Source organism: Neisseria perflava (assembly GCF_019334725.1).
Classification (GTDB): domain Bacteria; phylum Pseudomonadota; class Gammaproteobacteria; order Burkholderiales; family Neisseriaceae; genus Neisseria; species Neisseria subflava_A.
The window spans coordinates 1,514,404-1,526,396 of the sequence record NZ_CP079818.1 but is presented as its reverse complement, the minus strand read 5'-3'; the positions used below and the strand labels follow the sequence as shown (position 1 = coordinate 1,526,396).

The window sequence follows — 11,993 nt, the reverse complement described above, 5'->3', positions numbered from 1 at the left end:
AATAAACATTTCAATGGGAATGATTTGCAACTAGGCAATATTGTTTACAATCTTGTCGTGTAAATGATTTTTAGACGGCCTGACAGATTTTATCGCTTGAGTTTTTCTGTAAAACCGCTATAATGCGTTTCTTCTATGGCGGGTCTCCCCGCATGGTAATTCGGAACACCGGGTCAGGGGCGGAAGCCAGCAGCCCACTCTGATGAGCCAGTGCCGGGGGTTCGGCTCGCCACCTTATTCAAAAATGCCGGAGATGGTTGAGTCTCCGGCATTTTTCATTGTATAAAGCGTAATAAAAAGGCCGTCTGAAATCTCATTTTCAGACGGCCTTTGAGTTTATGAGCCAGCTATTTATGCTTCTTCTGATTTTGTATTGGGCAAAACGCAGTTCAGGATAATGGCCAATACGGCGCACAAGCCTACACCGGCGAAGCTCAAAGTACCTACTTTGATAATCATGCCGCCGATACCGGTGGTCAATACGGAGCTGACGATAACCAGATTTTTCGGCTGCATCAAATCGACTTTCGCATCAATCAATGTTTTGATGCCCAAAGAGGCGATTGTACCGAACAGCAGCAACATAATGCCGCCCATAACCGGCATGGGAATTGAAGCCAAAAACGCGTTGAACTTACCGAAAAACGCCATGAAAATCGCAAAAATTGCCGCCCAAGTCATGATGACGGGATTGCTGTTTTTGGTAATCATCACCGCGCCGGTTACTTCGCCGTAAGTGGTTACAGGAGGGCCACCGATCAAACCGGCCACGCACACGCCCAAGCCGTCGCCGGCAAGGGTTTTGTCCAAGCCCGGGTCTTGAGTGTAGTTTTTGCCGGTTACATTACCGATGGCCATAATGCCGCCGATGTGTTCGATGGCCGGGGCAATGGCAACGGGCAACATAAACAAGGCAGCCTGCCAGTTGACTTGAGGCGTTTCAAAATGAGGGACGGCAAACCAAGGAGCGTTGATGATGGCACTGGTATCGACCAAGCCCATGATCAGAGCCAACACATAGCCGGAAGCCACGCCGATCAGAATCGGAATCAGCTTCATCATTTTGCTGCCGAAGACAGAAACAATGACGGTTACCGCAAAGGTAAAGCCGGACAGAATCAGCGAGTCAATGTAGTCGATGACCTGTTTTCCATCTGCCTGACCCATGGCCATGTTGCTGGCTGCTGCGGCCACGGACAAGCCGATTACCATAATCACCGGGCCGATAACCACGGGCGGCAACAGCTTGTGTACCGCATCCAGACCGCGCCATCTGATCAGTGCGGCAAAGACAAAGTACATGAAACCTGCTGCAAACAGGCCGAACATGGTAGAAGGCAGGCCCCATTCGCCGATGGAGTAGATAATCGGTGCAATAAAGGCAAAAGAAGAGCCGAGGAAAATCGGCACTTTACGTTTGGTAACCAATTGGAACAACAAAGTGCCCAAGCCTGCGCCCAATAATGCCAAAGCCGGGTTCAGTCCCGTCAGAAGCGGCACAAGCACCATGGCACCGAATGCGACAAATAAAATCTGCGCACCGGCTACCGCCGTTTTAAGCTGGTTCATAAAAGCTCCGAAGAAAATTCAAACGGCGCAGATTATACTGATTTATCCTAGTCATGAATATTTATTTACAAAAGGCCGTCTGAGCAAATGTAACGATGACACCTGTTCAGACGGCCTTATTCGATAGTGAATGATTAATAACTTATCAAAATCGATTAGGAAAATTTTTAGCCGCGAGTTTCGCGCCAAACCAAATAATCGCGCAGGGGCGGCATGGGTGGATTGATGCAGTGCGGACAGATGCCGGTTGTGTCTTCATCATCGCTGTCGATATGGTAGTCGTTTGGATCGAAGCGCACCTGCTGCATGACGGCTTGCGCCAAAGCTTGCGCCTGTACGACATCAAAGCGGAATTTTTCAAGGATTTCGTTTAATAGGCGGATTTCGCCGTCGCTGAAAGATTCGCTGTGTTTGATAATGAGGCGTTGATAATCTTCATTGCTGATTTTTTCGTGAAGTAAATCGGTCTGGATAGTCATGATTTTTATTGTTGAAATAAGATGGTCAAAATGCAGATTATAGCGGATATTGTGGCGGCTGTCGGGGACCTAGCTTTCCTTCCTCTTGCAACAGGAGCTTTGGGAATATTGTCACGAAACTGCCATTCGGAAATTTCTGACAATAGAAAACTATACCAACGTCCAATAATTAAAAATATGGTTAACTTTCAATAAGTTTTAAAAGCTCATCAAAAATTAACCATATTTCATCTTAAGCAAAATAATCTTCATCTTCAAGTTCATCCAGAACAGATTGGATTTCATAAATGAACTTTGTGTTAGCTTCTCCGCTTTCATTGATAGTCAGAATAAATTTTCTCCAATCACCACCGGTATGAGCTTGCATTTCATCATGTAGTTCTTGACATAAATCTATCAATTTGTCTTCATTTTGCTCTGATAGTGTTATTTGTACTGGATTGCCGTCAAGTTTAGTTATTAATTTCGTTCCAACCCAGGCTTCTTCTGGATTAAATTTATATTCATACTCTAAGAAATTAAACTTTTCTAGAGCCGAAAAAAATATTGAGCATATATTATTTAATAAATCGAATTGTTTTTGCATTATTGTCCTTTTCTGATTTTATTCTCAAATTTAATAATCCCATCAATAGAAAACCTAACTTCTATTATTGAGGAATTTTAAATGGAAGCGGTAAGATCCGCAAACATTTATGCAAATCTCCAATTTGAGATAAATGAGGTAAAACGAACCGGTGCATGTAATAATTTTGTACAACACGTGCAGATACGGCAATGCCGTCGGGTATGCGCTCGATTTTATAACGCGAAGATGTCATCAATAGCCTCCTATTTTTTCAGCCTGATACGCTTTTTGCAGCGGTGTAATTTGCGCCAAGCGGGCATGATCGATCTGTTCGGCAATTAAATGGGCTTTGCCTTGCGCGCGGCACTCGGCGGCAATTTTGCCTGCATCTACTTGGTTGGCAGCCTCAAGTAAGGCCAGCCAGTGTTCACGCTGCGGATAAGGCGTGTTTTCAAGATTCAGACGGCCTTGTTTGTCGGCCATACAGACGTTTAAGGCCGTCTGAAAACGTTCGGGGCGGCGGAATGCGTCGGTTTTTTTCAAAACATTCAAAATGGTTTTGCTTTTGAACTGCCCGACTTGATGGAACATGATGTGCCAACGGCAGACAAGTTCGGCAAGCTCGGCGCAGTGTTTGGGCGCACGCAGGCGTTGATTGACTTCGCGGACGGGCTCGACGCCGTTGACGTCGTGTCCGTAGTGTTTCGGCAGGATATCGGCCGGTGTTTTTGCCTTGCCCAAGTCGTGCAATAAGGCGGCATAGCGTTCGGCGAGGGAGAGGTTCATCTCGGCGGCTCGTTGTACAACCATCAGAGTATGAATACCGCTGTCGATTTCGGGATGATAGTCGGCGCGTTGCGGTACGCCGAAAAGGGCATCGACTTCTGGCAGTAAAACTTTGAGTGCGCCGCATTCGCGCAAAACTTCAATCATTCGGCGCGGATTTTTCTCCATCAAGCCTTTGGCCAATTCCTGCCAGACGCGTTCGGCAACCAAGGCATCCGCCTCGCCGTTTTCTACCATTTTCCGCATCAGCGACATGGTTTCATCGGCAATTTGAAAACCATAACGCGCGGCAAAACGGGCGATACGCAAAATCCGCACGGGATCTTCGGCAAAGGCAGGCGAAACGTGGCGCAGGATGCCGGCCGCCAAATCTTGTTGTCCGCCAAAAGGATCGATGATCGTGCCGTCTGAATCTTGAGCCATGGCATTGATGGTCAGGTCGCGGCGCATCAGGTCTTGTTCCAGCGTAACGTCTTTATCTGCATGAAAGCTAAATCCGGCATAACCTTTGGCGGTTTTGCGCTCGGTACGGGCGAGGGCGTATTCTTCGTGGCTGTCCGGATGGAGAAAGACGGGAAAATCCTTGCCGACAGGTTGATAGCCTTGAGCCAACATGGTTTGCGCATCTGCACCGACGACTACCCAGTCGCGGTCTTTGACGGGCAGGCCTAACAGATGGTCGCGGACGGCGCCGCCGACAAGATAGGTTTTGATGGTTTGTGTATTCATATAAAAATCGAACGATATAAAAAGGCCGTCTGAAAAGCCGTATTGGGTTTTCAGACGGCCTGAGTCAGAACGCTATTATGAGGCTTTAGGCTTGTTGCTGTCGATAAGATTCAGTCCGGCGGCAACAAACCATATCGTTATGCGGCATATCCTTTATAATAAGTCCATTCAAATACGGAGCGGTAAACAATGCAGACTTGGCACGAGGCAATTGGTGCGGAAAAAGAAAAGGCGTATTTTCAAATGATTTTGGAGAAGGTACGCCATGAAAGGCAGGCGGGGATAACCGTTTATCCGCCTGAACGTGACGTATTCAATGCCTTTCGGACGACTGAATTCGGAAATGTAAAAGTAGTGATTTTGGGGCAAGACCCGTATCACGGCGCGGGGCAGGCGCATGGTTTGGCGTTTTCCGTGCAATCTGAAATTGCGGTGCCGCCATCGCTGGTCAATATTTATAAAGAGTTGGCGACGGATATTGAGGATTTTCAGATTCCGCAACACGGCTATTTGCAGCATTGGGCGGAACAGGGCGTGTTGCTGTTGAACACGGTGTTGACTGTCCGTGCTGGTTCGGCTCATTCTCATGCGACTTTTGGTTGGGAGGCGTTTACCGATGAAGTTATCCGACAATTGGATAAGGAACGCGAGCATTTGGTCTTTATGCTGTGGGGCAGCCATGCGCAGAAGAAAGGCGCGTTTATCGACCGCAGCCGTCATTTGGTGCTGACCGCGCCGCACCCTTCGCCTTTATCGGCGTATCGTGGCTTTTTCGGCTGCAAACATTTTTCGCAGGCAAACGCTTATTTGCAGGCGCATGGTTTAGAGCCGATTGATTGGCAGGTTTGAATAAGATGAAAGGCCGTCTGAAAGCAGATTTTCAGACGACCTTATGATTTAGTCTCAAATCGAATATTCAATCAGTTCGTTTTGAGAAAAGACATAAACCTGTTTCGGAATCAGGTTCAATTCTTTGCCTTCGGCGATTTGGTAACGCGCGGCATCGCTGCCTGCCAGCGTGATATGTACGTCCTGTTTGTCGTGTTTCACCAAAATATGCGTCAATGCGCCGACGGCGTGGATTTTTTCGATTTTGGCACGAATCATCGGTGTTTCGTTTTCGGCTGCAAGCTGCCATTCGTGTGGGCGGATATAGCCGATAGCGGTTTGTTCCTGCCATTTGTAGTGCGCGTCCAATTTCCACGCGAAGCCGTTGTAGTGCCAGATGCCTTTTTCGATGCGTCCTTCAAAAGCGTCGGTTTCGCCTAAGAACTCGGTAACGAAGGCGTTTTCAGGTTTACGGTAAATGGCTTCGGCGCTGCCGGTTTGTTCGATTTTGCCGTGGTTCATGACGACAATTTCGTCAGAAACTTCGAGGGCTTCTTCTTGGTCGTGTGTTACTAAAATGCTGGTTACGCCTAGGTTGTGATGGATGTCGCGCAACCAAGTGCGTAATTCTTTGCGCACTTTGGCATCCAGTGCGCCGAAGGGTTCGTCCAAAAGCAGGAGTTTCGGTTCGACCGCAAGCGCACGGGCAAGGGCGATACGTTGGCGTTGGCCGCCGGAGAGCTGGTGCGGATAGGATTTGGCGAGGTGGGAGAGCTGCACGAGTTTGAGCAGTTCTTCGACTTTGGCGCGGATTTGTTCTTTGGATGGGCGTTCGGATTTGGGCAATACGGTCAAACCGAAGGCGACGTTGTCAAACACGTTCATGTGGCGGAAGAGGGCGTAGTGTTGGAACACGAAACCGACTTTGCGCTCGCGCACATGCTTGGCGGTGACGTCTTGCCCGTCAAAGAGAATTTGGCCACCGTCGGCGTTTTCCAGCCCGGCAATAATGCGCAAGAGCGTGGTTTTGCCGCAGCCGGAAGGGCCGAGCAGGGAAACGAGTTTGCCGGTGGGGACGTTGAGGTTGATGTTTTTCAGCGCGTGGAACGCTCCGAAGTGTTTGTTTAAGTTTTGAATAGTGATGCTCATGCTGCGTTCCTTTCGGCGGCGGCGAGTTTTTTATCTTGTAATTTGGTAATGATGTTTTGCACCAGCAAGGTAGCCAAGGCTAAAAGTGCCAATACGCTGGAGAGGGCGAATGCGCCGGTGAAGTTGTATTCGTTGTAGAAGATTTCAACCAAAAGCGGGATGGTGTTGGTTTCGCCGCGTATGTGTCCCGATACCACGCTGACCGCGCCGAACTCGCCCATTGCGCGGGCGTTGGTGAGGATGATGCCGTAGAGCAGCGCCCATTTGATGTTGGGCAGGGTAACGCGCCAAAACATCTGCCAGCCGCTTGCGCCGAGAATCAGCGCGGCCTGTTCTTCGCTGTCGCCCTGCGCCTGCATCAAAGGAATGATTTCGCGCGCAACAAAGGGGAAGGTAACGAACAGCGTCGCCAAAATAATGCCGGGGATGGCGAAGATAATCTGTATGCCTTGCGCTTCCAGCCAGCCGCCCAATGCCGTGTGCGCGCCGAACAATAAGACGAACATCAAACCGGCCACCACGGGCGATACGGAAAACGGCAAATCGAGCAGGGTAGTCAGCAACTGCTTGCCGCGGAAGTCGAAACGGGTCAGCAGCCACGCCATCGCCACGCCCAAGACGGCATTGACGGGGACGACAATCAGCGCGGTAATCAGCGTCAATTTGATGGCAGACCATGCCTCGGGATCGGTCAAGGATTGCAGGTATAAATCCCAACCGCCTTTTAAGGCCTCATAGAATACGGCAACCAAAGGCACGACCAGCATCAGCAGCAGAAAGCCCAAGGCGGTAGCAGTCAGCAATACGCGCAGCCAACGCGGTTCGCTCAAGTTTGGATTAGTGGAATGGGTTTTCATGTTAGTGAAGTCTCTATTTATTCTTGTATCCTTTTAGGCCGTCTGAAAAATGTTTGCTTGATGTTTCAGACGGCCTGTTGTTTGTTAAACCCTCGCTCCGGCGCGGCGGCTTAAAGTCCATTGCATAATGTTTAAAATCAGCAGGATGACAAATGAAATCATCAGCATAAACAGAGCAACGGCAGACGCGCCCTGAGCATCGTATTGCTCCAGTTTTCCGGTAATAATCAATGGCAGGATTTCAGACACCATCGGAATATTGCCTGCGATGAAAATGACCGAGCCGTATTCGCCGGTAGAGCGGGCAAACATCATGCCTGCACTGGTCAACAAGGCCGGTGTGATTTCAGGCAAAAGGACACGGCGGAACGTAGTCCAACGGCTTGCGCCCAAAGTTGCCGCAGCTTCTTCATACTCGCCTGACAATTCTTCCAATACCGGCTGCACGGCGCGGACGATAAAGGGCAGACTGACGACAATCAGCGCAATCCAAATACCGATGGGCGTAAAGGCGATTTTGATGCCCAAAGGCTCGAAAAAACGGCCTATCCAGCCATTGGGCGCATACAAGGTTGCCAATGCAATGCCTGTTACTGCTGTCGGTAGCGCAAACGGCAAATCGACCAAAGCGTTTACCAACCCTTTGCCTGGAAATTCGTAGCGCACCAATACCCAGGCGACCAACGTGCCGAACACGATATTGGTCAACATCGCATAAAACGACATCCGCAAGCTCAGCCAGACGGCCGCCAAGACATTGGGTTCGGTAATCGTGTTCCAAAATCCGCTCCAGCCGATTTCTGCCGCTTTGGCCGCCATCATCGCAAACGGCAAAACCACCAAAAGCGACAGGCATAAAACCGTCAAGCCCAGGCTGAGTTTGAAACCCGGCAATACAGAAGGCGTTTTGAGTAACAACATAATGGCAACCGTCAGAATTTAATACACGCTTACTTTAACAAGGCAGTCTGAAAACTGGAAAGAATGCTTTGTTTGGTATAAAGACGATTTTGTTATATTGAAGACATGAAAAGGCCGTCTGAAAACCAAATTTCAGACGGCCTTGCTGGTGTGGTAAGGATCAATAGGCAACAGGATCTTGAGATGCAGGCTGGTGTTGCGCCGCGTCATAGTTTTCCTGAGCCGAGCGGACGGCTTTTTCCAAACCCTTGATCCGTTCGAGATAGCGGGCATAGTTGCGTTCATTGCCATAACGTATTTTTTTGCCTTCTTCCAAATTTTTCTTGGCGGTATCTAAAGCACGCTTGGCCGCGCCGACATCAGCCGGATTGACCGGGGCAACAGCTTCTTCTGCTTGCTCGGCTTTGCTTGGGGAAATCGGCGTTGCCGGTGTTGAAACAGGCGCAGAAGTATATACGGACGGTTTGCCGATATTGCTGGCTTTGCAGTTTTTGCCGCCGGCTTGTGTATAGACTTTGCGGCCGGCAGAATCGGTACATTCAAAAATAGGCGCGGCGGAAACCGCAGTTGTCAAAGCGAGCAGTAATGTGCTGATCCAGATTTTGTTCATTTTTATTTTTCCTTAAAACCATTTCCACCAAACAAACAAAGCTGCAATCATGATGATGTTGGCGAATAGGATGGGTTTCCATTGCCTGGGTGCGCGCCGCAATTCAGCGCCTGAGCGCGTGCGGCGGATATAGAAAAACGGGCTGAGCAGCATGGAAGCGGCACATACCAAAATAATCACGGCGTAATAGATTTTGTGCGTTTCCATATCGTTTCTCCGATTCAGACGGCCTGAAATGCTGACTGCAACGCATTTTCTCGTGAAGCGTTGTCTGTTTTTATCTTGCATCGAAATTGGGCATATTTGCCATGCCTCAATCCTGAGGTCTTTGCAAAAATATGCTACAATCGCGTCCGATTATAACATTCTATTTATAAAGGTTTTACGAATAATGATTTCTACCAACGGCATCACCATGCAGTTCGGCGCAAAGCCGCTGTTTGAAAACGTATCCGTCAAATTCGGCGAAGGCAACCGTTACGGCTTGATCGGCGCCAACGGCTCAGGCAAATCCACCTTCATGAAAATCCTCGGCGGCGATTTGGAACAGACTGCCGGCGAAGTAGCGATTGAAAACGGCGTGCGTTTGGGTAAATTGCGCCAAGACCAGTTTGCCTACGAAGACATGCGCGTGCTGGACGTGGTGATGATGGGTCACACCGAAATGTGGGCGGCGATGACCGAGCGTGATGCGATTTACGCCAATCCCGAAGCCACCGAAGACGACTACATGAAGGCTGCAGAACTGGAAGCCAAGTTTGCCGAATACGACGGCTACACCGCTGAAGCACGCGCTGCCGAATTGTTGAGCGGCGTGGGCATTTCCGAAGATTTGCACAATGCCACCATGGCGGAAGTCGCCCCTGGCTTCAAACTGCGCGTATTGTTGGCGCAAGCCCTGTTCTCCAAACCAGATGTATTGCTCTTGGACGAACCGACCAATAACTTGGACATTAATACCATCCGCTGGCTGGAAGGCGTGTTGAACCAATACGACTCCACCATGATTATCATCTCGCACGACCGTCACTTTTTGAACGAAGTCTGCACACACATGGCGGATTTGGACTACAACACCATCACCATTTATCCGGGCAATTACGACGACTATATGCTCGCTTCCGCCCAATCGCGTGAGCGCGCCCTGAAAGACAACGCCAAAGCCAAAGAGAAACTGCAAGAGCTGCAAGAGTTCGTTGCCCGTTTCTCCGCCAACAAATCCAAAGCCCGTCAGGCAACCAGCCGTCTGAAACAGGCAGACAAAATCAAATCGGAGATGGTCGAAGTCAAACCTTCTACCCGTCAAAACCCGTATATCCGTTTTGAAGCCGATGAAAAAGCCAAGTTGCACCGTCAGGCTGTGGAAGTTGAAAAACTGGCCAAACGTTTTGAAACCCAGTTGTTTAAAAACCTGAACTTCATCCTTGAAGCAGGCCAGCGCCTCGCCATCATCGGCCCGAACGGCGCAGGTAAATCTACCTTGCTGAAACTCTTGGCAGGCGCGTACAACCCCGAATATTCAGACGGCCTGTTGCCGGACGAAGGCACCATCAAATGGGCGGAAAAAGCCAGCGTCGGCTACTACCCGCAAGACCATGAAAACGACTTCGACGTCGATATGGACCTGAGCGAATGGATGCGCCAATGGGGCCAGGAAGGCGATGACGAACAAGTCATCCGCGGCACTTTGGGCCGCTTGCTCTTCGGCAGCAACGATGTCGTGAAAAAAGTGAAGGTTCTCTCAGGTGGCGAAAAAGGCCGTATGCTTTACGGCAAACTGTTGCTGTTGAAACCCAATGTTTTAGTCATGGACGAACCGACCAACCACATGGACATGGAAAGCATCGAATCTTTGAACATGGCGCTGGAAAAATACAACGGCACACTGATTTTCGTATCACATGACCGTCAGTTTGTATCTTCATTGGCTACCCAAATCATCGAATTGGATGGCAAAGGCGGATATGAACACTACCTGGGCGATTACGAAAGCTATCTGGAGAAAAAAGGCTTAGTTTAAGCCCGTATTGATAACCTATTAAGGTATTGAAATGCCGTCTGAAAACCGTTGTGTTTTCAGACGGCATTTTTTGAAGTGTTTCATATTGGCAATCACTGAAACTGCTAAGATTAAAATGAATAAATTTCTTGTTAGGAATTTTTATTAAAGCCATAAAACAGATATACAAAAGGCCGTTTGAAATATTTCAGACGGCCTTTATTTATGTTTTGATAGAAAGAGGATTAACTGAATAAACCTTTAAACCACAACACAATCGCGTCCCACATACGGCGCAACCAGCTGCCTTCTTCAACACCGGTTAGGGCAACGACGTCTTTTTCGGCAATGATTTTGCCGTCTTTCATGACTTTCAGTTTGCCCAATACTTGGCCTTTTTCAATCGGGGCGAGGACGGGCTGAAGCGTTTCTAAAATAGGTTTGACGTTTTTGCCGGTATCGTGGGGAATGGTAATGTAAACATCGTCCAAGAAACCGATATCTACGGCTTTGGTACTGCCTTTGTAAACTTTGACTTGGGAAATCACTTCTCCGCCGTTGTAAAGTTTAGGCGTATCAAATGCCTGCAATGACCAGTTGAGCAGTTTGCTGCTTTCGCTGGCGCGCGCTTCGGTGGATTCGGCACCGGCAAGGATGGAAACAATACGGCGGTTGTTGCGTTTGCTGGAAGCGGCGAGATGGTAGCCTGCGCCTTCGCTATAGCCGGTTTTCAAACCATCGATACTGCTGTCGCGATAGAGCAGGAGGTTGCGGTTGGGCTGTTCGATATTATTGTATTTGAAAGATTTGTTTGCAAACAAAGGATAGTATTTCGGATAGTCATTGATCAGCGCGGCTGCCAAAATGGCCAAGTCGCCAACGGTTGAAACATGGCCGTTAGAAGAAATACCGGTCGGGTTGTTGAAGTGGGTATGCTTCATGCCCAAGCGTTTGGCTTCTTCGTTCATTTGTTTGACAAATTCGTCGATAGAGTCGTTGCCAATGGCTTCGGCAAGGGTAATGGCGGCATCGTTGGCCGACTGGATGGTTGTACCCTTAATCAAATCGCTGACACTGACAGGAACTTTCGGATCAAGGAACATGCGTGAACCTTCGACTTTCCAGCCGACGTTTGAAACTGTCAGCATCTGATCTGCTTGAAGCGTACCGTTTTCCAGTGCTTTAAAGGCAAGGTAGGCGGTCATCATTTGCGTCAACGCGGCAGGCTCGATAGGCGTGTCGGCATTGTTGGATGCCAAGGTTTGCTTGCTGTGCAGGTCGGTAACAATATAGGCAGTCGCCGCAATTTCCGGCGGCGTTGTCGGGCTGTTGATACTGTGCAGCAGTGGCTGCGTTTGAGCCTCGCTTTGTACGGCAGGTGCGGATGCAACCGGGTCTGCCGCAAGGGCTGGAGTATTCAGGAGGGCAGCAAAAATTAAGCTAAGTAGCGTTTTTTTCATCATTATTTATGGATTTGAATATGAGTGGACACTGTTTC

12 protein-coding genes and 1 other RNA gene are annotated in these 11,993 nt (G+C 49.1%); 3 read left to right on the top strand and 10 right to left on the bottom strand.

Annotation, left to right across the window (positions count from 1 at the left end; genetic code table 11):
* Positions 1-137 precede the first annotated feature (137 nt).
* Positions 138-234: signal recognition particle sRNA small type (ffs, locus tag LPB400_RS07340), an RNA gene on the top strand.
* Positions 235-351: 117 nt separating this feature from the next.
* Here ffs and LPB400_RS07335 read toward each other — a convergent pair.
* The 4 genes from LPB400_RS07335 to LPB400_RS07320 form a co-directional block, all read right to left on the bottom strand.
* Entirely contained in the window at positions 352-1,569 is a 1,218-nt protein-coding gene (locus LPB400_RS07335) for a uracil-xanthine permease family protein (protein WP_219088576.1), read from the bottom strand.
* 167 nt (positions 1,570-1,736) lie between these two features.
* A complete protein-coding gene (locus tag LPB400_RS07330) occupies positions 1,737-2,048 on the bottom strand; it encodes a hypothetical protein (protein WP_003683532.1) in 312 nt (103 codons plus the stop codon).
* 232 nt (positions 2,049-2,280) lie between these two features.
* On the bottom strand, positions 2,281-2,634 hold the full coding sequence (locus LPB400_RS07325) for a hypothetical protein (protein ID WP_219088574.1): 354 nt from the start codon (positions 2,632-2,634) through the stop codon (positions 2,281-2,283).
* A gap of 234 nt (positions 2,635-2,868) precedes the next feature.
* The gene (locus tag LPB400_RS07320; RefSeq protein WP_219088572.1) at positions 2,869-4,131 is read right to left on the bottom strand and encodes a multifunctional CCA addition/repair protein; all 1,263 of its coding nucleotides are present in this window, start codon (positions 4,129-4,131) and stop codon (positions 2,869-2,871) included.
* A gap of 189 nt (positions 4,132-4,320) precedes the next feature.
* On the opposite strand from LPB400_RS07320, the gene ung reads away from it, so the two are divergent.
* Entirely contained in the window at positions 4,321-4,980 is a 660-nt protein-coding gene (ung, locus tag LPB400_RS07315; RefSeq protein ID WP_107792020.1) for a uracil-DNA glycosylase, read from the top strand.
* A 54-nt stretch (positions 4,981-5,034) separates the two neighbouring features.
* On the opposite strand, the gene LPB400_RS07310 is transcribed toward ung, so the two are convergent.
* The 5 genes from LPB400_RS07310 to LPB400_RS07290 form a co-directional block, all read right to left on the bottom strand.
* Complete coding sequence (locus LPB400_RS07310; protein WP_063075725.1) at positions 5,035-6,108, bottom strand: sulfate/molybdate ABC transporter ATP-binding protein; 1,074 nt, start codon at positions 6,106-6,108, stop codon at positions 5,035-5,037.
* Positions 6,105-6,965, bottom strand: a complete 861-nt coding sequence (gene cysW / locus LPB400_RS07305; RefSeq protein WP_070460696.1) for a sulfate ABC transporter permease subunit CysW — start codon at positions 6,963-6,965, stop codon at positions 6,105-6,107. Before cysW ends, LPB400_RS07310 begins: the two co-directional genes overlap by 4 nt.
* 84 nt (positions 6,966-7,049) lie before the next feature.
* Positions 7,050-7,886: a sulfate ABC transporter permease subunit CysT gene (gene cysT / locus LPB400_RS07300; RefSeq protein ID WP_070460694.1), complete on the bottom strand. Its 837-nt coding sequence runs from the start codon at positions 7,884-7,886 to the stop codon at positions 7,050-7,052.
* Positions 7,887-8,046: 160 nt separating this feature from the next.
* Positions 8,047-8,496 (bottom strand): DUF4124 domain-containing protein, encoded by a 450-nt coding sequence (locus LPB400_RS07295; protein WP_107792019.1) that lies wholly within the window; start codon positions 8,494-8,496, stop codon positions 8,047-8,049.
* A gap of 12 nt (positions 8,497-8,508) precedes the next feature.
* The gene (locus LPB400_RS07290; RefSeq protein WP_036491242.1) at positions 8,509-8,703 is read right to left on the bottom strand and encodes a hypothetical protein; all 195 of its coding nucleotides are present in this window, start codon (positions 8,701-8,703) and stop codon (positions 8,509-8,511) included.
* Positions 8,704-8,887: 184 nt separating this feature from the next.
* Between LPB400_RS07290 and LPB400_RS07285 the strand changes: the two genes are divergently transcribed.
* Positions 8,888-10,516 (top strand): ABC-F family ATPase, encoded by a 1,629-nt coding sequence (locus LPB400_RS07285; RefSeq protein ID WP_003683571.1) that lies wholly within the window; start codon positions 8,888-8,890, stop codon positions 10,514-10,516.
* A 224-nt stretch (positions 10,517-10,740) separates the two neighbouring features.
* On the opposite strand, the gene LPB400_RS07280 is transcribed toward LPB400_RS07285, so the two are convergent.
* Positions 10,741-11,958: a D-alanyl-D-alanine carboxypeptidase family protein gene (locus LPB400_RS07280; RefSeq protein WP_107769359.1), complete on the bottom strand. Its 1,218-nt coding sequence runs from the start codon at positions 11,956-11,958 to the stop codon at positions 10,741-10,743.
* Positions 11,959-11,993 lie beyond the last annotated feature (35 nt).

Excerpts from the sequence above, each read along its gene's own strand:
- LPB400_RS07290 (WP_036491242.1), bottom strand. The coding sequence starts at position 8,703 with ATGGAAACGCACAAAATCTATTACGCCGTGATTATTTTGGTATGTGCC.
- LPB400_RS07285 (WP_003683571.1), top strand. The coding sequence starts at position 8,888 with ATGATTTCTACCAACGGCATCACCATGCAGTTCGGCGCAAAGCCGCTG.
- LPB400_RS07330 (WP_003683532.1), bottom strand. The coding sequence starts at position 2,048 with ATGACTATCCAGACCGATTTACTTCACGAAAAAATCAGCAATGAAGAT.
- cysT (WP_070460694.1), bottom strand. The coding sequence starts at position 7,886 with ATGTTGTTACTCAAAACGCCTTCTGTATTGCCGGGTTTCAAACTCAGC.
- LPB400_RS07320 (WP_219088572.1), bottom strand. The coding sequence starts at position 4,131 with ATGAATACACAAACCATCAAAACCTATCTTGTCGGCGGCGCCGTCCGC.
- LPB400_RS07280 (WP_107769359.1), bottom strand. The coding sequence starts at position 11,958 with ATGATGAAAAAAACGCTACTTAGCTTAATTTTTGCTGCCCTCCTGAAT.
- LPB400_RS07295 (WP_107792019.1), bottom strand. The coding sequence starts at position 8,496 with ATGAACAAAATCTGGATCAGCACATTACTGCTCGCTTTGACAACTGCG.
- ung (WP_107792020.1), top strand. The coding sequence starts at position 4,321 with ATGCAGACTTGGCACGAGGCAATTGGTGCGGAAAAAGAAAAGGCGTAT.
- LPB400_RS07310 (WP_063075725.1), bottom strand. The coding sequence starts at position 6,108 with ATGAGCATCACTATTCAAAACTTAAACAAACACTTCGGAGCGTTCCAC.
- cysW (WP_070460696.1), bottom strand. The coding sequence starts at position 6,965 with ATGAAAACCCATTCCACTAATCCAAACTTGAGCGAACCGCGTTGGCTG.
- LPB400_RS07325 (WP_219088574.1), bottom strand. The coding sequence starts at position 2,634 with ATGCAAAAACAATTCGATTTATTAAATAATATATGCTCAATATTTTTT.
- LPB400_RS07335 (WP_219088576.1), bottom strand. The coding sequence starts at position 1,569 with ATGAACCAGCTTAAAACGGCGGTAGCCGGTGCGCAGATTTTATTTGTC.